This is a genomic window from Saccharopolyspora spinosa NRRL 18395 (assembly GCF_000194155.1).
GTDB lineage: Bacteria > Actinomycetota > Actinomycetes > Mycobacteriales > Pseudonocardiaceae > Saccharopolyspora > Saccharopolyspora spinosa.
In genome coordinates, this window is the sequence record NZ_GL877881.1 from 460,232 (window position 1) to 479,967 (window position 19,736).

The window sequence follows — 19,736 nt, forward strand, 5'->3', positions numbered from 1 at the left end:
TTCGGTGCCGGAATCGGTCGGATTCTGCGGCTGCGGTCAGCTGATTCCGGTCACGACTCCGATGTGGGATTCGATTTCCGCTGCGTAGTCGGAGAAGGCTGCGGAGAAGCGGTGCTCCTTGCCCCGGGGCCGCGGGAGGTCGATCGCGATGTCGGCGACGATCCGGCCGGGCCGTCCGCCGACGACGACCACCCGGTCACCGAGCCAGACCGCCTCGGAGATGCTGTGCGTCACGAACAGGACACTGCACCCCGTGGCCTTCCAGATGCGCTGGATCTCGAAGTTCATCGAATCACGGGTCATGGCGTCGAGCGCGCCGAAGGGCTCGTCCATGAGCAGCAGCTCGGGGTGGGAGACCAGTGCGCGGCAGATAGCCACCCGTTGCTGCATCCCGCCGCTGAGCTCGTAGGAGTAGTGCTTGGCTTTGCCGCCCAGCCCGACCATCTCGAGCAGTTCATGGGCGTAGCGTTGCGACTCGTCCGTGCGGACGCCGCGGAACTCCAGGGGCAGGAGCACGTTGTCGAGGTTGTTGCGCCACGGCAGGAGCACGGGGCTCTGGAACACCATCGCGATGTCCTCGATCCCGTCGCGGATCGGCCGCCCCTTGACCAGGATTTCGCCCTCGGTGGGCTCCTGCAGCCCGGAGATCGTCTTGAGCAGCGTGGTCTTCCCGCTGCCCGACTGCCCGACGATCGAGACGAACTGCCCAGGCTTCACGTGGAAATCCAGCCCCTTGAGCACCGTGTTGCTCTGGCCGTCCCGGGATCGGTAGGTCTTTTCCACGTTGTTGACCGAGATGGCGTACTCGTTGTTCATGTGACTCTCCGTCCGGCCGTCACGGCGCCTGGATGATCTCGTTGCGGTGCAGCGGCTCGATGTAGGCGTCGCTGTACACGTCCTTGGGCGTGAGGTTGCTCGCCGATTTCAGGCCGAGGAACTGGCGGGCGATGTCAATCATTTTCTGAGCGCCGGCGTCGTCCATGACGCCGAACTGGTTCGCCGACTCATCAGGTCCCCAGTTGAGGGCGCACTGCTCGCCGATTGCGAGGGTGATGGTCTTGGTCTCGTAGCCCGAGACCTCTTTCTGGAAGTCCTGCGCGGCCTCGGTCGGGTGCTGGCACGCCCACAGGAAGCCCTTCTGCATCGCCCGGTTGAACCGCCGCACCTGATCGGGATTGGTTTTGAGCTTCTCGTCGGAGACGACGATCCCGTTGCCGTAGAGGTCGATGCCGAGGTCAGACCACTTCAGCACAACGGCCTGCCGGCCGAGTGCGTCAATGGCTGGCTCGTCGGAGACGTACAGGGCGAGGTTGGCGTCCCACTGACCGGCCAGCAGTCCGGGGATCTTCGATCCGCTCGAGGCGTGCACGACGTTGACGTCGCCCTCCTTGAGCCCCAGCTTGCTCATCGCGAACGGCCACATCGCGGTCATCGCACCCGCGCCCTCGGTGGCGACTGTCTTGCCCGGGAGATCGGCCCATCCGTTGATTCCGCTGCCCGCGAGGGCCACGACCGCGTAGGCGGACCTGGCCTGGACGAGGTTGACCTGCTTGACTTTGGCGCCCCTGCCCTGGCTGGTGACCGTGGCGCCGAAGTCCGCCCAGCCGGCGTCGACCTTGCCGGTTTCGACGGACGTGACCGTGTTGGTCGAACCTGACCCCGGCATCACCGTGAGGTCGATGCCTTCCGCCTTGAAGAAGCCCCGCTCAACAGCCGAGATGAACGGGGCGTGCTTCGGCAGGTACGCCACGTCGAGCATGAGGGTCATCGAGTTCTTCCCGCTACTGCTCGCGCAACCCGACACGGTCACGAGCAGCACAGCTCCGACGATCGCGGCGATCCTGCGAATCGAGTTCCGCATTCGAGTCTCCGATCCCCGGTCACTTCGCGTGGTTCTTCCACGGGACCAGCTTTCGTCCCGCGAAATCGACGATGAAGAACAAGGCCAGGGCGATGGCGGCGAGCACGATGAAGGCCGCGAACATCGACGGGAGGTCGACCTGGCTGTTGGCGAGGAGGATGACGTATCCCAACCCCTTCGAGCCGGCGATGAACTCACCGACGACCGCCCCGCCCACAGCGAGCGAGATGGAGATCTTCGCCCCGGAGAAGATCGACGGGATCGCATAGATGAACTCGATCTTCGTCATCTTCTTCCACTGCGACGCCTTGTTGATCCGTGCGAGCTCCTGCAGTTCGTGCGGTACCGAGCTCAGCCCGTCATAGGTGTTGATCACCAGCGGGAAGAACGCGATGGCCATCGCGACGAACGCCTTCGACTCGAAGCCGAACCCGAACCACACGATGAACAGCGGTGCGAGCGCAACCTTGGGGATGGTGTCGATCGCGATGAGCGCGGGATAGAGGAAACTGCGCACGGTCGAGGAATAGTGCAGCGCCGCGCCGCATAGAACCCCAAGCGCGGTGCCGAGCGCAAAGCCGGCAAGCGCCTCCTGCAACGTGACGAAGGTGTTGCTCGCGAAGTATCCGGGCCGTTCGATCAGCTCGGCGAAGGCCGAGACCGGACCGACGAGCAGGAACTCCGGCGGGGCGATGATGGTGACCAGCAGCTGCCAGACGACGAAGATCCCGACGATCCCTGCGACTGCCTTCGCACCGGCCACGATCGAGTCACGGCTGAGTCGTGTCGGCCGGGATGTCGCCCGTCCATCGAGCGCTGCCTCGGGCGAGGACTGGCGCAGGCGGTCCGATCTGACTTCAGGAGAGGCCATCGCGGGAGCTCCCATCAAAAGGCGTGCCTTGCGCGGACAGTGCTGCGGCGACCGACTGGGGGTGTGGACGCCGGCAGGAGCCCGTGGCGGGGAGCGGCGACGCAGCCGTGATTCGGCGCGACGGGGGTGAGGGCGGGAGCGATCGGGGTGTCATTAGGTCCTCACAACATTGGAAGGGTTGCGACCGGGCGGTCGCGGGAATGGCTGGCGAGGGCCGGATCCGGCCGGGGTAATCCGCCGCATTAGGCCGACACGGGTCAATCGGCGCTTTCGGTGGCAAGCGCGTCTCGACTGGGTTCGCCGTCGAGTCGACGCCACACGCCAACCGGATTGTCGTCTTGTACCTCGGCCGGCAGCAGCGCTGCCGGCACGTCCTGATAAGCGACGGGTCGCAGGAAGCGCTCGATTGCGAGCGTCCCGACCGAGGTGCTGCGCGGGTCCGTCGTGGCCGGGAACGGGCCGCCGTGCACCATCGCGTGCCCGACCTCGACCCCGGTGGGCCAACCATCGAACAGGATGCGACCGGCCCGCTCCTCCAGGAGCGGCAGCAGCTTCGCGGCGAGTGGATGATCAGCCTCATCGGCGTGCACTGTCGCGGTGAGCTGACCTTCCAGCGCGCTCACCGCTGCGGTCAGCTCAGCGATGTCGGCACATCGGACGAGCAGCGACGTCGCGCCGAAGGCTTCGGCCTGCAGCCCCGGATCGGCAACGAACCGGGCGCCATCGACGGTCAGCAGCCGCGCGCAACCACCGGCCGCATCGCCGGACCGGCTGCCGCAAGCGAGCTCATCGACGCCGTCCCGGGCCGCAATGGCGTCACCGGCGGCGGCGTAGTGGTCGGCGATACCGATGGTGAGCATGGTTGCTCCGGGGTTGGTGGCAACGGCGTCGGCCGCGGCCTTCGTGAACGCGTCGAGGCCCGGTCCCTCGACCATAAGCACCAAACCAGGGTTCGTGCAGAACTGCCCGGCTCCGAGCGTCAGCGATCCGACGAAGGCGGCGCCCAGCTCGGCTCCGCGGGATCCGAGCGCCGCAGGCAGCAGCAGCACCGGATTGATGCTGCTCATCTCCGCGTACACCGGGATCGGCACCGGCCGGGCGGCAGCTGCGGCCGCGATCGCCAGCCCGCCTTGGCGGGAGCCGGTGAAACCCACGGCACGAATCCTCGGGTCTCTGACGAGTTGGGCACCGATATCGGTCCCACTGCCGACAACCTGCGAGAATACGCCCTCGGGCATTCCCGTGTCAGCCGCTGCTTCGGCGATCGCCCGCGCCACCAGCTCCGCGGTACCCAGATGCGCCTGATGCGCCTTGACGACGACCGGGCACCCGGCGGCCAGCGCCGACGCCGTGTCGCCACCGGCGGTGGAGAAGGCCAGTGGGAAGTTGCTTGCGCCGAACACCGCGACCGGGCCGAGCGCGATCCGGCGCTGTCGGATATCGGGGCGCGGGAGCGGCACGCGGTCCAGCCGTGCCGGATCGATCCGGGCACCCTGCCAGCTCCCAGCCCGCAGCTCTGCCGCGAACAGGCGCAGCTGACCGCTGGTGCGACCGACTTCGCCGGTGAGCCGCGGACGAGGCAGCGCGGTCTCGGCGTGAGCGCGCTCGACCAGCAAATCCTGGCGCTTGTCGATCAGATCGGCGATGCGCTCGAGGAACTCGGCACGCCGCTCGGCGGTGGTCGCCCGAAACACCGGAAACGCCTGCGCTGCTAGCGCACAAGCCCGTTCGACATGCTCGGCCGACGCCGTCGGGTAGGCGGGGTCGAGGGCCGCGCCAGTGCGGGGATCGGAGGACCGGATCTCCTTGCCCGTGCCGATGACGGGTTCGGCTCCGATGATCATGGCGCCGGTCGGGCAGGTCTGGAGGGGAGCGGACACGAGTGTCTCCTTCCTCTTCATCACGGTCGGTAGCGTCAGGCGATGGCGGTGCGCGATGTCTCGACGACGCCGGCCAACAATGCGCGCTCGGCGTCATCCAGGTCAGTCAGCGGCGGTCGGACCGGACCGGCCGGGCACCCGACGAGCTCCATGCCAGCCTTGACGATGCTCACCGCGTAACCCGCCTTTCGGTCACGAATCGCGGTGTAAGGCAGCACGACGTCGTCGAGCAGTCGACGCACCTTCGTTCGGTCCCCTGTCCGCACCGCGCTGTAGAAGGTCAGGGCGAACTCGGGCAGGAAGTTGAAGATCGCCGAACTGTAGGTCGTGACACCCAACTCCAGGTACGGCAGCGCGAACGTCTCCGCCGTCGGCAGCCCGCCGACGTAGACCAAGCGGTCGCCGAGACGCGAGTGGATCCGCGTGATCTCCTCCAGGTCGCCGACACCGTCCTTGAACCCGATCAGGTTCGGGCACGCGTCGGCAAGCGCAGCCACCGTGTCCGATGTGTACACGGCGTTCGCACGGCTGTAGAGCACCACGCCCAGCGAAGTGGATTCGCAGACCGCGCGCACATGAGCGACGAGGCCGTCGGCGGAGGCCTCGGTGAGGTAGGGCGGGAACAGCAGCAGGCCGTCGGCGCCGGCCGCCTCAGCGTCGCGGGCCATCGCGACCGCCTGCGCGGTGCCGTGTCCAGCCGGGGCGAGGATCGGGGTGCCCTCGGGCGCGCTGCCGACGGCCGCTCGGACCACGGTGCCGACTTCCTCCGGGGTCAGGGAGAAGAACTCCCCCGTCCCGCCAGCGGCGAACAGCCCGGCGATCTCGTACTTGCCGAGGCGGATGATGTTCTCCCGGTAAGCGGGCTCGTCGAACGCCAGGTCACGGGTGAAGTGGGTGACCGGGAACGACAGCAGTCCGGAGCCGAGGCGCTCGGCAAGTTCGGTCGGCGTGAAGGCGGGCATCAGTGAGTTCCTCCTGCGGGTGGCGCCAGTGCTCGGCGGCGACTGGAACCGACAGTAAGAATGAAACCAATGCGCGTCCAACACTCCTTCGGCATCGCGTGATACCGATAATGGATTGGTGACGCTGAGCCAGCGGGAGAGCACCCACCGGCCTCTTACGCGAACACCTCACCCCCCACGACCAGGGCTTCGTCTTCACAACACCAAGAGGCCGCGTGCCACGACGCACCAAACGTCGACCGAGCCCGGAAAGCCCCAATACCCACGCAGGCATCAAAAAACCACCAATCACTCCCCCCGCGCAGGAACCACCTGACGTTCGTACGCACACCATTCGGATCGTATTCCGGCGGCACCGCGTTCAAATTCCGCTTCATTCGGCCACCAATTCTTGATCATTACAAGACAGGCTTTAGAAGCACCCTTTCGGGCGGTCTCGATTTCCCAACGGCGCGCGCTGCCCCTTGGTGAGCTTCTCGCCGAGTTCCGCCCTCGGCCGGGAACTACTCCAGTGTGCACCGTCGGGCTGGTGGATGATGGCCGAGCGTGTCGATGACGTCGTCCGGCAGCGGGTCAGCGGCGATGCTGGCCTGGTGGCGCCCTGCGTAGCGGCCGAGCGCGGTTGAACCATGTGCGCCTCGATACACGTGTACTGGCTGACAGGTCCGAGCGCACCGGGAGGACTTTCCGTGAACCATGTGGCAGAACCCGACAGCTGGAGCGAGTTCGAGAGAATGGAGCAACGGAAAGCCCAAGACGAGCGCGTGATTCAGGAGTGGAAACGAACGAATAGCGGCAACGGCGACGCATTGAAGCACGTGCGCAATTTCGTCGAACACGTGCGCGGGGACATTGGGGTGGACGGCGTAATCGTCGACGTTGACGCCATACCGATCAACGGGGGCTACGAGATCAAAGCGGGTTATTACATGGAGCCGGACCCGCTGAACGATCTGCAAGCTTTGGGCTCGTCTGCGGCTAAGTTGTCGGCGAAATCGTCGGCCCAGTCGGCTGGCGGCGCATGTGGGCGTTCAGTGAGCACGCCGCTGGGAGGGCACCCCGAGGAGTTGGCCGATTTGGTGCCCCAGGGAGGAGTAGGAGCGTCGTACGCGGACGGTGGGCCGCCTTCCGACGCCGGTCGGGTCGGTCGGCGAGTTCGCAGCGGAGATGGCGTGGATGAAGCGCCGCACACGGCGTCGGGTTCGGCTACAGCATCGGCCTGATGCCGGTGGCACGGAGCGGCAACGCCGCCCGCCGCGCCCCGGGTGGCGCCGCGCCGACTCTCCGGGAAGTCCGGGACACGAGCGGAACACGAGACATCCGGGACACGAGCGGGCCAAGAAGCTGAGAAACGCGCGGTTACGCGTTGTGGAAAGCCCCCGAAGAATCCGCCTGCTGACCCGCATTGCGTTTGGCTACCGAAGCCCCGAAGCATTCATCGCCCCGGCCATGCCCGCCCTCCACGGCCACACCCCCACCCTCCCAGGACGGAAATAACACCAACAGAAACAACAGAAGAGCCCAAAGATCGATACGGCATCCTTCGCCGACGATCACTGGAGATCCACATCGTGGCCAAAAAAGCCCGCTGAGCTGCACTTACGTGCCGACCAGCGGGCTTCCGCCAACGTCGGGCCGAGAGGATCCGACCTGCCAGCCCTTGACCCCAGTCCTGTCCACAAGAGACGGTGACCGGCGAGAACCGATAACTCAGGACGAACCGGTGCTGTTGAACGCAGTACCACTCTCGCATCAGAGCACCACAATATTCCCAGATATCCTCCCACTCCTACTCCTGCGGTCAATGACCGATGTCCGCCGGATTCGGCCCCATCCATCACCGGCTATGCATGACGTTCTCGCCGCCGCCTCTCGCCCACTTCAGCCCCTCAATATCACCGGCCCCGACGAAGTGTTCGGGATCGCGACCTTGTTGCCGGGCAGCGGCGACGGGTCCGTTTGATGGTGGGAAACTTGCTGACATTTATTGCATAATGGTCAACAATTGACTACCGGCCTAGAACGCTATACCGTCGGCCCACTTGCTGGAGCACCTGCCCAGCCCGTCACATCGCTCGGCGCGTCCCCAGCGGGCTTTCCTCAAGGAGGTTCGGAAATGACCGACCACGCCCTCGGCGCGCGCGGCCCACGATCGGGGCTGAAGGCGCTCGCCGCGGGAAGCATCGGCAACTTCGTGGAATGGTTCGACTTCGCGATCTACTCGGCATCCATCCCCATCGTCGCCAGGCTCTTCTTCCCGCCAGGCAACGATTACGCTGCGTTGCTCTCCGCGTTCGCGCTCTATGGCGTGGCCTTCCTTGCCCGGCCCCTGGGCGGCGTTGTCTGGGGCAATCTGGGCGATCGGCTCGGCCGCCGCAACGTGCTCGCTACCATCGTGCTGCTGATGGGTGCCGCCACGATGGCGATCGGGCTGTTGCCCACCTACGCCACTGTCGGGCTGCTCGCGCCTGTCCTGCTGGCGCTGTGCCGGCTGGTCCAAGGCTTCTCCGGCGGCGGGGAGTTCACCGGTGCGACGTCGTTCATCACCGAGTACGCACCGTCCAACCGGCGCGGACTGTTTTCCGCCATTTCCGCAACCTTCACCACGCTACCGGCGGTCCTCGGCACCCTGACCGTGCTGGGGATGCGGGTGATCATGTCCGAGGCGTCGTTCATCGAGTGGGGTTGGCGGGTGCCGTTCCTAATCGGCGGCCCCCTCGCGATCGTCGGCCTGGTCATCCGGTTGCGCATGAACGAGACGCCGGCGTTCCAGGAGGTGGCGGGCAAGCACGAGGTCGAGAGTGCGCCACTGCGCGTGGCCGTGCGGCATCATGGCCGGCAAATCGCGCTGGTGTTCGCCATCGCGTCGCTAAGCGGGCTGGGTGCCTACACGCTGGGGACATACTTCGTTTCCTACCTCACAGTGACGATCAAGATCAGTCCAACTGCGGCGTTGCTGGCGAACGCCGCCGCGCTCGCGGCAACCGTTCCGCTGGTGCCGGCGGCGGGGCTGCTTGGCGACCGGATCGGCCGCAAGCCGCTGCTGTTTATCGGCTCGGCAGGGTTCATCGCGCTGAGCGTGCCGGGATACCTACTCGCCGCCCAAGGCAGTCTGTCGACAGCCATCCTCGGTCAGCTCTTCGTCGCGCTGCCGTGGAGCTTTGTGGTCGCTGCCGTCGTAGCGATCCAGATGGAGATCTTCCCGACGCGGGTGCGGTACAGCGCCTCATCGATCGGCTACAACCTGGCTTACATGGTCTTCGGCGGTACGGCGCCCCTGGTCGCCACCTGGCTGGTGTCGGTCACCGGCAGCTCCATCTCGCCAGCGTTCTACCTCATGATCGTCGCCGCCGTGATCTTCGTGGTCGCTTTCGCGCTGCCCGAGACATCGCGGCTGTCGCTGCGGACCGGCGCCGAGCGGCCCGAGCCGGCGGTGTGAGCCGACCGTTCCGCCGCGTCAGCCTGACGCCGCGAAGCCGAAGTGGACCAATGGCCGAGTTCTCTTAGCAAGACTCCAGGCAACCCGCGGATCATGATCCCCCACGACGCCGATCTACCTCGGCGAAGAACGCGGAAGACCCTCATCCTGCGGCACGAGGTCGCGCTGCTACGCCGACAGGTCACCTCGCCGAAGCCCAGCTGGCCAGACCGGACACTGCTGGCGCGCGTCGAACGCAGCGTGCCCTTCGCGATGCTGGGCCTGACCATCCTCATCCTGTGGTACGCCGCCAACGGCACCCCCGACACCAACCTGGCCACCGCGCGCACCCGAGCACCCTGAAACCGCAAGAAGAACAACGTCAGCGTCGACGACATGCTCATCGCCTTCCGCCGGGCCGGAATAACTGCCATCAGCACAGGCCAGCACACAGTCGATCAGAATCCCGCCACGCCCTCGACCAGCACCTCATCCGCCGCATACCTGCGAAACCTCAGCAAGCAACCTGTAGAGCGGTGTGCTTCCCGCCCGCAGCCTGGTCCACTGAAGGACAGCGTCATGGGTGGGCACAACGAAATTTTCTGACCGACGTGTATGGGAGTGGAAGGGGACGGCGCATCATGGCGGCCACCACGCGTGTTCAACTGGTGCAGGGTGCGAAGGAGAAGACCGGGGCGTCGCGGGCTCGTGGCCGGGCTCCCTCCGTGCGGTCGGCGGGTGGGCGGGCTGGGGCGAGTGCGGTGGTCCGTGACGTGGCCGCATTCGTACTGGACGGCCAGCGGCCAGGTGTGCGCAGTGCCCCGGTGGCGTCGGGATCGGAGATCGGCGACGTCGTGTCCTCACCTGGTGCGCCCCTGCTCCAGCCGCTACGGGCGGAGAGGGAAGCCCGGTTGGGCGCCGACTGCGGCCACGAGCTGGCTGAGCGGCCCGCAGTGCAACGCTCCAGCGTCCACGACGTTCTCCGTAGCGCCGGCCGGCCCCTGGACGACTCCACCCGCACCGATATGGAGTTCCGGCTCGGCGCTGACTTCTCGCAGGTGCGCATCCACGACGACACAGCCGCCAGGACCTCCGCGTCAGAGCTCGGCGCCCGCGCTTATACCTCGGGCCACCACGTGGTCATCGGCGACGGCGACAAGCACACCCTCGCGCACGAGCTGACCCACGTGATCCAGCAGCGTCAGGGGCCCGTCTCCGGCACCGACAACGGCTCGGGCCTCAGCGTCTCCGACCCGTCCGACCGCTTCGAGCGCGAGGCGGAGACGAATGCGCGACGCGCGATGAGCAAGCCCCAGCCGCTCCAGCACAGCGTGGCGCAGGCCGCACACGCCGACCGGTCTGTCACCGAGCTACCAGTGCAACGGATGCCCAAGGTGACTAAGGAGACTACGGAGTCCGAGGAGCCCAAGGCGAAGAGGGCTAGGACCGACAAGGGGAAGGTCGGTGGGCAGAGCCAGGTGAAGGAACTGTTGATCAAAGAACTCACGGACAGATGGGGGTGGAAGACGCACGGCGGCGGGCAGAGCCTGACCCTTCATCTCACGAACGCACTGGAGGAGACCAAGAAGACCGCCGCCACGAAAGTGGAGCAGATCTACGGGGCCAGTAACAACATACGGAAGCCGAAGTCCTACAAGAACAACCGGACCATGCAGAGCATGCGATGGATCTCCACGCTTGCGAAGGACTACCTGGACCGGAAAAATCCCTCCAACAAAGCGGAGGAGGTCCAGGCGACCGTCATCGGCACCACGATGTACATCTCGGCCAACCAGAACAAGCACAACACGCAGCTGGGCGAACTGGCCGCGAAGCACAACACGGGCGAGGAATTCGCGAGGGCTCTCGTCGCCGACCTCGGTAAGCCGGAGACAGATGCGACCGACCGCTTCTCCCGGCACGCCGGCAAACTGAGCAAGCGGGTGGCCAACGACGGTACCGGCGACTACGCCGAGATCGCTTCCAAAAAGGTGGCGGTCCCCGAGGACGTGCCGAAGGCCGACGACGGGTTGCACGCGGAACGGCGACTGGGCCAACTCGCTGGTTTCGACCCGAAGATGACCATCGGCATCAAACGTCCCTGCGTCGTCTGCTACTCACAGCTTTACGCGGTGGTCGACGCGGAACTGGTCGGCGGAGGCAACCTCAAGGTCTACCCGGGCCCGCTGTGGCCGAGCAAAGCGGCCAACAAGGGCATGGCCAGCTACGAGGAGAAGAGCGTCAGAAGAGCGTCTCGGAGTATGCCAAGTACCTCCATGAAACGGTGCAGAAGGCCGACGGCACCTACATCAGCTTCACCCGGGCAGGGAAGTATTCATGGGACCAGAACAGCGACTCTGACTCGGACGCCTGAATTCTCATCCGCCGGCTCGCTCTACGGCCTTCGTGGAATCCGGGGCCGCCGCCCTGGTGCCCGAACCGTTCGCCACCCTCATCCTGCGCTACCGCGAGTTGCGCCCGAACATGCGCACCGCAACCAACCCGAACTCCCGGTGGCTGTTCGTTGGTCAGACGGGTAGGACAGCCGATCCGCCCAGGCGAATCGACTAGGGTCTGGTTTGATTTCGGCTTTGTCGCCCGAGGCAAGGACAAGGTTGCTCGTACGCGGATCAAGTGGCCCGGCCATGACGAACATGCCGCTGGCGAACGCCTTGCCCAGATGATGGCGCCGCTGGCTCGTTTGGTGGCGGAAAGAGCCGGGCCGCGCCGTTTCCGATTTCTCGGCCTTTCCCTTACCGGTCAGCGCAAAGCCACCTTGCAGCTCGTACCACGCGAAGTGCCGACCTCGAACCGGGTTCCCCGCTCATCCAGGCAAGTTCTCCGTCATCGCTCCCCTCGCTCAGCCCGTGCCGTAGAACGCGTCGATGCCTTTGCGCCAGGCGGTGTCGAGATCGGCGTCGGGTGGGAAACGTTGGTTCAGCTCGAGGATGACCATGCCGTGCGCGAAAGCCCAGATGGCTCGTGCCCGTTCGCGGTCACCGCCGGTGGCGACGAGGAGCGGCGTTGCGGCCGCCTCCTCGACGCCGGACGTGAGCAAGTCGCGGCGCAGGGGCCGTTCGGTCATCAGCCGATAAAGGTTCGGCTGACGGCGCGCGAAGTCGCGGTATGCGGCGGTGAGGGCGGCGATCGGGGTGTCGGATCGATGGACGGCCTGCGCGAACAGTTCGGCCTGCTCCTCGAAGCCGACCGAGATCAGCGCTGCCTCGAGTGCCTGCTTGTCGCGGAGGTGCTCGTAGATCGAGGAGGCGCGGATCCCGAGTTTGGCGGCGAGGCGGCGCATCGACAGCGCATCGGGACCTTCCCGCTCGAGGAGTTGCCGCGCGGTCTGCACGATCTCCCGGGCTCGCGGGGTGAGCCGGCTCAGTGCGTGGGACGTCATCCATCCCGCCTTCCCAGAAGGACCTAACGGTGTTAGTTTAGATCCCTAACACCGTTAGGGTGAAAGGTGGCGTCGATGCCCGCTCGTGCCCCATCCCGTCACGTCAAGACCGGCAGCGGCGCCGCGCGGATCCGTGACCGCGTCGCGCGGGCACTGCTCGTCCTCGCCGCCGCTGGTGCCCTCGCCGCAGTGGCCGGCGCAGTGGGCGCCGTCGCGGACGCCGGACCAGCCACACGGATGGTCGAGACCTGGCGCATGCTCGGCTTCGGTGTCTTCGCGGGCGTGTTCCTGCTGCTGGTCTACCGCCCCCGGCTCTACGCCGGGATCTGGGAGCTCGCCATCCTCAACAAGCTCGCCCTGACCCTGGCCGCCTTGTCCTTCGGCAGCGGGACCGACGGCGCTGGCGCGGCGCTGATCGCCGACGGAGCGGTCACGCTCATCCTGCTGGCCGCGTATGTTCTCAGCCGGGGCTGGACGGCCTGGTCGACCGCAAGGGCCGTGGCGTGACGCAAGGCGTCCGCGACCGCCGCCGAAAGCCACTCCGGACACGCTGACCGCGTCCGCGCCACGCTTCCTGGCCGAGAGCATCGCCTGGGCCGTCGTGACACCGTATGAAACTGCAGCGGAAATCAGCCGGTTTGCGGCCCCGTTGTGTTTGGCTGAGATCAGCGAGCTGCGGGATTGCTTGCCGTGCGGCGACACCGAAGCGAGCAGCAACGGCCAGCGCCGCCCGTCTGCTGCGGTAGGTTTCCGCCGCTGTGCCGACCAAAGAATCATCGGCGTCCGCTCGACGACGCGCCCGCCTCCGCTCGTATGTCAGGCCGGCACACCGACCGCACACCGCAGCTCGGATATGAGCGAACGGACATCGGATGCGGCCGAGACAATCGGCGGAGCAACACCGGGCCCGACGAGCCTCGCCCACTTCCCGCCGATCGCTTCGTTGTCCGGAGGAACGGACCACAACGTTCGGGGACGGTCGGGGAGATCGACCCGGGCCCACGGCTGGTAGGTGGTGTCCTGATCCTCGGCATCGACCCGGACGACCACCGTGTCGAAGGCAGCCCGAACCGCTGGTTCGATCAGACCGTCACGAATCGCGTCGTTGTCGAGGCGCCCGTAGTGCAACGCGCACGCGATCGTGTAGGGCAGGCTCATCCGGGCTTCCGGGATTCCTGCGGGCCACGCCGTCGTCGTCTCGTCGGCAACGAGCTGCGGGACGGTGACATCGACGGTGCCGCGCCTGCTCAGCTCGGCTCGCAATGACAGAACGACCTCGACGGCCGGGTGCGTGCCGCTGCAGCTCGGGTAGAGCTTCGCAAGCATGTCCGATCCGTCCACGGTGTCGTCGCGAAGCGCCGCCGCCCGGAAACCGAACGCCGCAGCCATCGCCGGGAGTGACGCCTCCCCTGCCCAGCTCTCTTGCACCGCGATCCTGTGCGCCAGAAGAGCGTTCTCCGCCGCACGACCCGCGTGCACGCACTTGAGGCTCGACATGTTGTTCGCACGCAGACCGCCCATCAGCGAGCCCACGATCCCAAGCGCTCGACGGGTGCGCGCGTGGTCGTCGACCAGCGCCCCGTACGCGACGACCGCACCGAGCGCCGAGGCGGTCCCGGTTGCATGCCATCCCGCCCGCAGGTGGTTCGGCACGACGAACCCGCCGAGCATGCGGAGGAACCGATGCCCTGCCGTCGCTGCCCGGGCGACGTGGAGTCCTGGGGTCGCGGAGGGCACGACCGCGAGCAGTGTTGACCAGACGACGCTGGACACGTGTGCCGTCGTCGATAGCTGAGTGTCGTCGAGATCCTGGCTGTGGGCCGCCGCTGCGTTGACGAATGCCGCATCGTGGCCGGGCACGTCATCTAGCGAGGTGTGAGCGAGAAGCCGTGGCGGTACGCGCCGGGCCTCGGCGAGCGCGGCGACGAAAGGTTCGTATCGACCGCCGGCGATGCATGCGATCGTGTCGACCGCCGTGCGATCGGTGATGGCGGTTTCGGCGCGAGGTGTGGCGAAGATCCGGCTGAGAGCTTCCTCCGCAGCCTCGGTGAAGCTGAGTTCGTTTTCACTCATTGGTGGCCCCCAGCCGCGATTTGCCGGTCTCCGGTGCGTAGAAGTAGCACGCGCCACCGCCGAGAACGAGGACGACGACACACGCGAGCATCGCGACGTGGATCCCGAGAAATTCGGAGACAACCGGGAGCAGGAAAGTGCTGATGCTCGCGCCGACCCGACTCGCGGCAACGGCGGTGCCGACTCCGGTTCCTCGCAGATCGGTCGGGAACAGCTCCTGCGGATATATGAACGCAAGCGTGTCCCGCGCCGACAGGGCGAAGGCGAGTACCGCGAATAGGGCGATCGTCACCGAGGTCGGCAGGTTGAGCACGGAGAGCGGAAACAGCAGGACAGCTGAGGCGGCGAAGCTGCCGACTAGGAACGATCGACGTGCGATGCGGTCGATCACGAGCATGCCCACGACCGCACCGGCGAGGAGGAGCAGGTTGTAGATGGCTCCACCGAAGTACGGGTCGCTCACGCCTAGGGCTTTGAGGATCCGCGGGCTGAAGGTACTCAGAGCGAAGTAGGGCATGATGTGACATGCGTAGAAGACGCAGATCAGGATGGTACGACGACGCAACGGCGGCTGAAACAGTCTCCGGAACGTGTTGCCGTTCTCCTTCGCCCGTCCCGGGGCGTCTGCACCGATGGTCACATGCGAGCCGAGCTTCACCTGCAGGATGGCAGTGGCTTCCTGGGCGCGCCCCTTGGCGACGAGCCAGCGGGGCGACTCCGGGATCCCGATCCGCGCGAGGAGGATGGCCACTGCCGGAACCGCGCTACTCGCCAGCATCCACCGCCATGCGCCGTCACCGACATCTAGACTCACGATGAAATAGCCGACCAGGTATGCGGCGGCGTATCCGGCCGCCCACGACAGCGCGAGCAGGCTCATCATACGGCCGCGGGTTTGCCGAGGAGCGAACTCGCTGACGAGGGTCTTGCTCGCGGCGTAGTCCGCGCCAAGGACTACACCGAGCAGCAGGCGCAGGACGAACAGCTGCCACGGCGCTGCAACCCAGAACTGGACCAGTGACAGGATCGCCAGGACGATCATGTCGAATGCGAAAATTGGCCGCCTACCGATGCGGTCGATCAGGTAGCCGGAGAACAGACTTCCGACGAGAAGTCCCAGCATGGACGCCGCGCCGAGCAGCCCGAGCCAGATGGCGTTCAGGCCGAGGACGGAAGTAGCGGTCACCAACGAGATTCCGACGATTCCGAGAATGTATCCGTCGGAGAACTGTCCCCCTGACCCGGAGACGGCCACATGAAGGTGGAACCGCCCGAAGGGAACATCGTCGAACTGCACGGACTTTTCGGGATTGGCGACGCGCCCCACGGATGAGGTCGTCGACTGTGACGACGATTCGGTCATGAGAGTTCCTTGATAAGAATGGGTTTCGAAGTTCCCAGTGGTCGAGTGCGTCGGCGAGGTTGCGCTCGCGATGCGGGCCGTTCCAGGGCAGGCCATCGATACAGCGGTCCGCGAAGGTCCGTACGTCGGCGGTGAGGTCATCGAAGTCGACGATGACCGGTTCCATCAAGTTGAGCTCGGGCTCTCGGTCAGCGACGGCACGATCGCCGACCCTTCCCGTACGCGGAATCGTGAGATCGCCGAGTCCGCCGCAGGCCCGAAGACAGGAACCGGATATCAGCGGCGATCAGGTGGAAATGGGTGAGCGGAGCATCCTCATAGGCGAGAGCAGTGGTCGTGTTCTGGGTTTGGGTGCTCATACTGTCCGCTCCCTGTTCCCGGAATCCCCGCGCAGTCGGCCGGTTGCGGTCTCGTAGCCCTCGGAGGCGGACAGTTCCACCCACTGGTCCAGCGCGCCGGTCAGGTTGCGCTCCCGGTGGACGCCGTTCCATTCCACGCCGTTGACGCAGCGGCGGGCGAAAGTTACGGCAGCGGCGGTGATGTCGTCGAAGATGGTCGTCAACGCGTCCAGGATGACCGGCTCCATCACGTTGAGCTCGAGTTCGCCGGCCGCGACGGCACAGTCCACCGTGTGGCTCTGGCCCCGGACCCGATAGCTGAGCTGCATGACGTACTCGGGGATCACCGGGTTGACCTTGGCAGGCATGATGGATGACCCGGCCTGCACGGCCGGGATCGTGAGGTCACCGAATCCGCCGTGCGGGCCGGACGAGAGAATCCGCAAGTCGGCGGCGATCTTGGCCATGCCGATCGCGGCACGAGTTCCGGCCGCGGCGATCTCGGAGTACGGGTCGAGGTGCGCCAAGCTGTCGTAGCGGTTCTCCGCGCTGGTGACCGGACGCCCGGTCAGCGTGGCCAGCACCTCGGCGCACCGCTCGCCGAACCCCTCCGGGGCCCCGATACCGGTGCCGACCGCGGTCGCCCCGATCGGGACCGCACTCAGCCCTGCGGCAGCGTTCGCAAGCCCGGCCGTGACGCGGCTGATCGCCGCGGCGTGGCCCCGGTGGGTGTCCCCGGCGGTGAGGGCCACCGCGTCCTGCAGGCAAGTGCGTCCGAGGTGCGGCGTCTGGTCGAACTCGGCTGCCTTGCGCTCGAATGCGACGGACAGCTCGCGCAACGCCGCAACGGGTGCCTCGACGAGTTCGAGGATCGTCAGCGCCATCGCAGTGGGGTAGGTGTCGTTCGTCGACTGCGACGCGTTGACGTGGTCGTTCGGGTGGACCGTGACCCCGGCGATGGTGCTCGCCCGCGCCGCGAGCACCTCGTTGATGTTCATGTTCGCGGTGGTCCCGCCGCCGCCGTGCACCAGCGGGGTCGGGAACTGGTCGGCGTGCTCGCCCGCGATGATCTCTCGGCACGCGGCGACGATGGCATCGCAGCGCGCCTCGTCGAGCACACCTGACGCGTAGTTGACCCGTGCGGCCGCGAGCTTGACCCGGGCGTAGTTGTGCACGAACGGCATCAAGTCACCGAAGGCGCGGCCACGCACCGGGAAGTTCTTCACACCCAGCTCCGTCTGGGGCCCGTAAAGCTGATCTCGGGACGTCGTGGCGTCCACGTCGGCAGTCATCGGCCGTCCACTCTCCTCGTCTAAGCGACCTGCACCCGCAGTTGTTCGCAGTACCGCAACGCTAAGCACGCCCTACCTGAACGGTCCACAGACGTTGCTTTCAGAGCAACATATAAACGGCCGCGAACTGGGTAAACTCAAGTGCGAATGATCAAGATGTTGTCAATACAGCAACACGTGAGATGATTTGCGGCATGGCATCTGGAGCGGAACGCGTCGCCGAGCTTCTACTGGCCTTCGGCGTCGGGGGCGCCGGGAACGACCACGGAGTGAGCGACCTCGCTCGGGCCGTCGGGCGGGAGAGAAGCCAGGTCTCCCGGATGCTCAAGGCGCTCGAACGCGGCGGCCTGGTCGAACAAGATCCTCAGACCAAGCGCTACCGGTTGGGATGGACCCTGCTGGTGCTGGCTTCCAGCGCGGGAGACACGGCGCTGCTGCGCGCGGCCCGCCCCGCGCTCCGCGGGATCGTGGCACGCACCGGCGAGGTGGCGTTGCTGTCCGTACAACGGGGAAACCGATCGTTCACCGTCCTGCGCGAGGAATCCACCCAATCCCTTCGAGCCGGCGGGTGGGTGGGGCGAAGCTCCCCAATGCACTGCACAGCATCCGGGCGGGCTCTGCTGTTCGACTCCGACGACGAGCTGGTCGAAGCACTCACCGAAGAGGACCTCCGAATGCCGATCTCCGGCCCAGCGGCGCCCCGGACCCTCGACGAACTTCTGGAGCGACTGCACGCCGAGCGCTTCATGGGCTACGCGATGGCCAGCGAGGAAGTGGAAATCGGTCTGACGTCGGTCGGCGTCCCGATCCGCGACCACACGGGCGAGCTGACCGCCGTCATCAACATCTCCGGTCCCACATCACGCCTGATCGGCAGGATCGACGAATCGGTCCGCCGACTCCGAGTCGCGGCCACGGCGATCGAGAACGCCCTGAAACAGCCATACGGAAAGAAAGCCGGGTCGCCCGCCCGGCTAGGCGACTGAACCACCGACCAGGATCCATCCCCCGGGAACGACCTCGAACACTCTGGAGCGGCCCCGGATCGCCAGGACCTATCTCCTTATTTCTTGCTCCGCGCCAAGTCCAGCGTCGTCGGCGGACAACCGCGAACAGAGCCGAAGGTCGTTGATGTTCAGCGGTATCGGGGCCGATCGGGTGCGTAGGACGTAGCGACGCCGGCAACTGCAAGCGAATTGCGGAGCCCGCAACTCGGGGTCTGACGGTGCCAACTGTTCCTACATCGAGTAGCCGGAAAGGGAACCGTCACCGGCACCGGGTCTGTCGTCGGTCCGCCGGATTTTGGCGTACTGCCCAAACAGATGCAGGTGCTCTTGGAACGCTGATCGTGACGGAAAGTCGTTTGGGGTTGAACCGTCACGCTAAGGTACGGGCGGACGCCCCGTGACGAAGAACGGAGTACCTGGTGGCTAATAGCGCTGACATCGACTACACCGCACCGTCATCGCCGCGAATCTGGAACTACTGGCAGGGTGGGAAGGACTACTACGCCGTCGACCGGGCTGCGGGGGACGAGTGGATTGCGCTCCAGCCGGAGATCGTGCAGATTGCCAAGGAATCCCGGCAGTTTTTGATGAGGGCGGTGCACTATCTTGCAGCTGAGGCCGGTGTCCGTCAGTTCCTCGATATCGGGACGGGGCTGCCGACGCTGCAGAACACCCACGAGGTGGCCCAGGCGGTCGCGCCGGAATCGAGGGTCGTCTACGTCGACAACGACCCGCTGGTGCTGACGCACGCCCGAGCATTGCTGACCAACACCACTGACGCGGGCGTGACCGCCTTCGTGGACGCTGACTACCACGAGCCCGAGGTGATCGTTTCGGATGCCCGGTCCACGCTGAACTTCACGCAGCCGATCGCGGTGATGTTCATGGGCGTGCTCGGGCATGTCCCCGAGTTCGAGGGGGCGTTGTCGATTACGCGCCAGGTGATGGCAGCGGTTCCGTCCGGCAGCTACTTCGTGTTGTGGGAGAACACCAACTTCAGCGAGACGGCGCGCAAAGCCGCTGAGAAGTACGCGAAGAGCGGCGCGGTCCCGTACCGGCTGTGCTCGGTGGAGCAGGTGACGAAGTTCTTCGACGGGCTGGAGTTGGTCGGTCCTGGTCTGACCCCGATCAACCACTGGCGGCTTGGCGCTGACCAGACCGACGCGGGAGAGCCGTTGGACGCCTACGGCGCGATAGGCCGCAAGCCGTAGTGGCGTGGTGTCGCCTGCCGCTGAGCCGGCCTTTTCCTGGTGGCAGGGCGTTTTCTCTCG

General features: G+C 66.2%; 17 protein-coding genes and 1 pseudogene. 9 read left to right on the plus strand and 9 right to left on the minus strand.

All coding sequences use genetic code 11. From position 1 onward, the window contains the following. Positions 1–36: 36 nt before the first annotated feature. The 5 genes from SSPN_RS0135405 to kdgD all read right to left on the minus strand — a co-directional run bounded on the left by SSPN_RS0135405 (position 37) and on the right by kdgD (position 5,574). A complete protein-coding gene (locus tag SSPN_RS0135405) occupies positions 37–816 on the minus strand; it encodes an ABC transporter ATP-binding protein (protein ID WP_010314365.1) in 780 nt (259 codons plus the stop codon). Between the two features lie 19 nt (positions 817–835). Further along, positions 836–1,861 (minus strand): ABC transporter substrate-binding protein, encoded by a 1,026-nt coding sequence (locus tag SSPN_RS0135410; RefSeq protein WP_010314367.1) that lies wholly within the window; start codon positions 1,859–1,861, stop codon positions 836–838. A 19-nt stretch (positions 1,862–1,880) separates the two neighbouring features. Next, complete coding sequence (locus SSPN_RS0135415) at positions 1,881–2,732, minus strand: ABC transporter permease (protein WP_029536056.1); 852 nt, start codon at positions 2,730–2,732, stop codon at positions 1,881–1,883. 257 nt (positions 2,733–2,989) lie between these two features. Further along, positions 2,990–4,612: an aldehyde dehydrogenase (NADP(+)) gene (locus SSPN_RS0135420; RefSeq protein WP_010314371.1), complete on the minus strand. Its 1,623-nt coding sequence runs from the start codon at positions 4,610–4,612 to the stop codon at positions 2,990–2,992. A gap of 35 nt (positions 4,613–4,647) precedes the next feature. Next, positions 4,648–5,574, minus strand: a complete 927-nt coding sequence (kdgD, locus tag SSPN_RS0135425; RefSeq protein WP_010314373.1) for a 5-dehydro-4-deoxyglucarate dehydratase — start codon at positions 5,572–5,574, stop codon at positions 4,648–4,650. Positions 5,575–6,263: 689 nt separating this feature from the next. On the opposite strand from kdgD, the gene SSPN_RS55915 reads away from it, so the two are divergent. The 5 genes and pseudogenes from SSPN_RS55915 to SSPN_RS49615 all read left to right on the plus strand — a co-directional run bounded on the left by SSPN_RS55915 (position 6,264) and on the right by SSPN_RS49615 (position 11,532). Beyond that, complete coding sequence (locus SSPN_RS55915) at positions 6,264–6,797, plus strand: hypothetical protein (protein WP_101376844.1); 534 nt, start codon at positions 6,264–6,266, stop codon at positions 6,795–6,797. A gap of 121 nt (positions 6,798–6,918) precedes the next feature. Beyond that, a pseudogene (locus SSPN_RS63110) lies at positions 6,919–7,071 on the plus strand (ISL3 family transposase); the annotation flags it as partial. A 490-nt stretch (positions 7,072–7,561) separates the two neighbouring features. After that, complete coding sequence (locus tag SSPN_RS0135440) at positions 7,562–9,013, plus strand: MFS transporter (protein ID WP_237710916.1); 1,452 nt, start codon at positions 7,562–7,564, stop codon at positions 9,011–9,013. A 93-nt stretch (positions 9,014–9,106) separates the two neighbouring features. Then, the gene (locus tag SSPN_RS0135445) at positions 9,107–9,355 is read left to right on the plus strand and encodes a hypothetical protein (RefSeq protein WP_010314379.1); all 249 of its coding nucleotides are present in this window, start codon (positions 9,107–9,109) and stop codon (positions 9,353–9,355) included. A gap of 278 nt (positions 9,356–9,633) precedes the next feature. Then, positions 9,634–11,532, plus strand: coding sequence for an eCIS core domain-containing protein (locus SSPN_RS49615; RefSeq protein ID WP_083822285.1), 1,899 nt, complete (start codon positions 9,634–9,636; stop codon positions 11,530–11,532). A 320-nt stretch (positions 11,533–11,852) separates the two neighbouring features. Here SSPN_RS49615 and SSPN_RS0135455 read toward each other — a convergent pair whose 3' ends face one another. Continuing rightward, a complete protein-coding gene (locus SSPN_RS0135455; RefSeq protein WP_202798979.1) occupies positions 11,853–12,344 on the minus strand; it encodes a TetR/AcrR family transcriptional regulator in 492 nt (163 codons plus the stop codon). A gap of 123 nt (positions 12,345–12,467) precedes the next feature. Here SSPN_RS0135455 and SSPN_RS0135460 point away from each other — a divergent pair, with 123 nt between their 5' ends. Then, positions 12,468–12,899: a hypothetical protein gene (locus SSPN_RS0135460; RefSeq protein WP_010314388.1), complete on the plus strand. Its 432-nt coding sequence runs from the start codon at positions 12,468–12,470 to the stop codon at positions 12,897–12,899. 309 nt (positions 12,900–13,208) lie between these two features. Here SSPN_RS0135460 and SSPN_RS0135465 read toward each other — a convergent pair whose 3' ends face one another. Both SSPN_RS0135465 and SSPN_RS0135470 read right to left on the minus strand, forming a co-directional pair. Next, positions 13,209–14,465, minus strand: a complete 1,257-nt coding sequence (locus SSPN_RS0135465) for an MmgE/PrpD family protein (RefSeq protein ID WP_010314390.1) — start codon at positions 14,463–14,465, stop codon at positions 13,209–13,211. Further along, a complete protein-coding gene (locus SSPN_RS0135470; RefSeq protein ID WP_010314392.1) occupies positions 14,458–15,828 on the minus strand; it encodes an MFS transporter in 1,371 nt (456 codons plus the stop codon). The genes SSPN_RS0135465 and SSPN_RS0135470 overlap by 8 nt, the downstream gene beginning before the upstream one ends. Positions 15,829–15,898: 70 nt before the next feature. Here SSPN_RS0135470 and SSPN_RS57265 point away from each other — a divergent pair, with 70 nt between their 5' ends. Beyond that, positions 15,899–16,132 (plus strand): hypothetical protein, encoded by a 234-nt coding sequence (locus SSPN_RS57265; protein ID WP_170121598.1) that lies wholly within the window; start codon positions 15,899–15,901, stop codon positions 16,130–16,132. Positions 16,133–16,183: 51 nt separating this feature from the next. On the opposite strand, the gene SSPN_RS0135480 is transcribed toward SSPN_RS57265, so the two are convergent. Then, on the minus strand, positions 16,184–17,458 hold the full coding sequence (locus tag SSPN_RS0135480; protein WP_010314395.1) for a lyase family protein: 1,275 nt from the start codon (positions 17,456–17,458) through the stop codon (positions 16,184–16,186). Positions 17,459–17,652: 194 nt separating this feature from the next. Between SSPN_RS0135480 and SSPN_RS0135485 the strand changes: the two genes are divergently transcribed. Together SSPN_RS0135485 and SSPN_RS0135490 are read left to right on the plus strand one after the other, a co-directional pair. Beyond that, positions 17,653–18,444 carry an IclR family transcriptional regulator gene (locus tag SSPN_RS0135485; RefSeq protein ID WP_010314397.1) on the plus strand — a complete coding sequence of 264 codons (792 nt, stop codon included), beginning with the start codon at positions 17,653–17,655 and terminating at the stop codon, positions 18,442–18,444. A gap of 440 nt (positions 18,445–18,884) precedes the next feature. Beyond that, positions 18,885–19,676 carry an SAM-dependent methyltransferase gene (locus SSPN_RS0135490; protein WP_010314399.1) on the plus strand — a complete coding sequence of 264 codons (792 nt, stop codon included), beginning with the start codon at positions 18,885–18,887 and terminating at the stop codon, positions 19,674–19,676. Positions 19,677–19,736 lie beyond the last annotated feature (60 nt).

Excerpts from the sequence above, each read along its gene's own strand:
- SSPN_RS0135405 (WP_010314365.1), bottom strand. The coding sequence starts at position 816 with ATGAACAACGAGTACGCCATCTCGGTCAACAACGTGGAAAAGACCTAC.
- SSPN_RS0135410 (WP_010314367.1), bottom strand. The coding sequence starts at position 1,861 with ATGCGGAACTCGATTCGCAGGATCGCCGCGATCGTCGGAGCTGTGCTG.
- SSPN_RS0135415 (WP_029536056.1), bottom strand. The coding sequence starts at position 2,732 with ATGGCCTCTCCTGAAGTCAGATCGGACCGCCTGCGCCAGTCCTCGCCC.
- kdgD (WP_010314373.1), bottom strand. The coding sequence starts at position 5,574 with ATGCCCGCCTTCACGCCGACCGAACTTGCCGAGCGCCTCGGCTCCGGA.
- SSPN_RS0135445 (WP_010314379.1), top strand. The coding sequence starts at position 9,107 with ATGATCCCCCACGACGCCGATCTACCTCGGCGAAGAACGCGGAAGACC.
- SSPN_RS49615 (WP_083822285.1), top strand. The coding sequence starts at position 9,634 with ATGGCGGCCACCACGCGTGTTCAACTGGTGCAGGGTGCGAAGGAGAAG.
- SSPN_RS0135460 (WP_010314388.1), top strand. The coding sequence starts at position 12,468 with ATGCCCGCTCGTGCCCCATCCCGTCACGTCAAGACCGGCAGCGGCGCC.
- SSPN_RS0135465 (WP_010314390.1), bottom strand. The coding sequence starts at position 14,465 with ATGAGTGAAAACGAACTCAGCTTCACCGAGGCTGCGGAGGAAGCTCTC.
- SSPN_RS0135470 (WP_010314392.1), bottom strand. The coding sequence starts at position 15,828 with ATGACCGAATCGTCGTCACAGTCGACGACCTCATCCGTGGGGCGCGTC.
- SSPN_RS57265 (WP_170121598.1), top strand. The coding sequence starts at position 15,899 with ATGCGGGCCGTTCCAGGGCAGGCCATCGATACAGCGGTCCGCGAAGGT.
- SSPN_RS0135480 (WP_010314395.1), bottom strand. The coding sequence starts at position 17,458 with ATGACTGCCGACGTGGACGCCACGACGTCCCGAGATCAGCTTTACGGG.
- SSPN_RS0135485 (WP_010314397.1), top strand. The coding sequence starts at position 17,653 with ATGGCATCTGGAGCGGAACGCGTCGCCGAGCTTCTACTGGCCTTCGGC.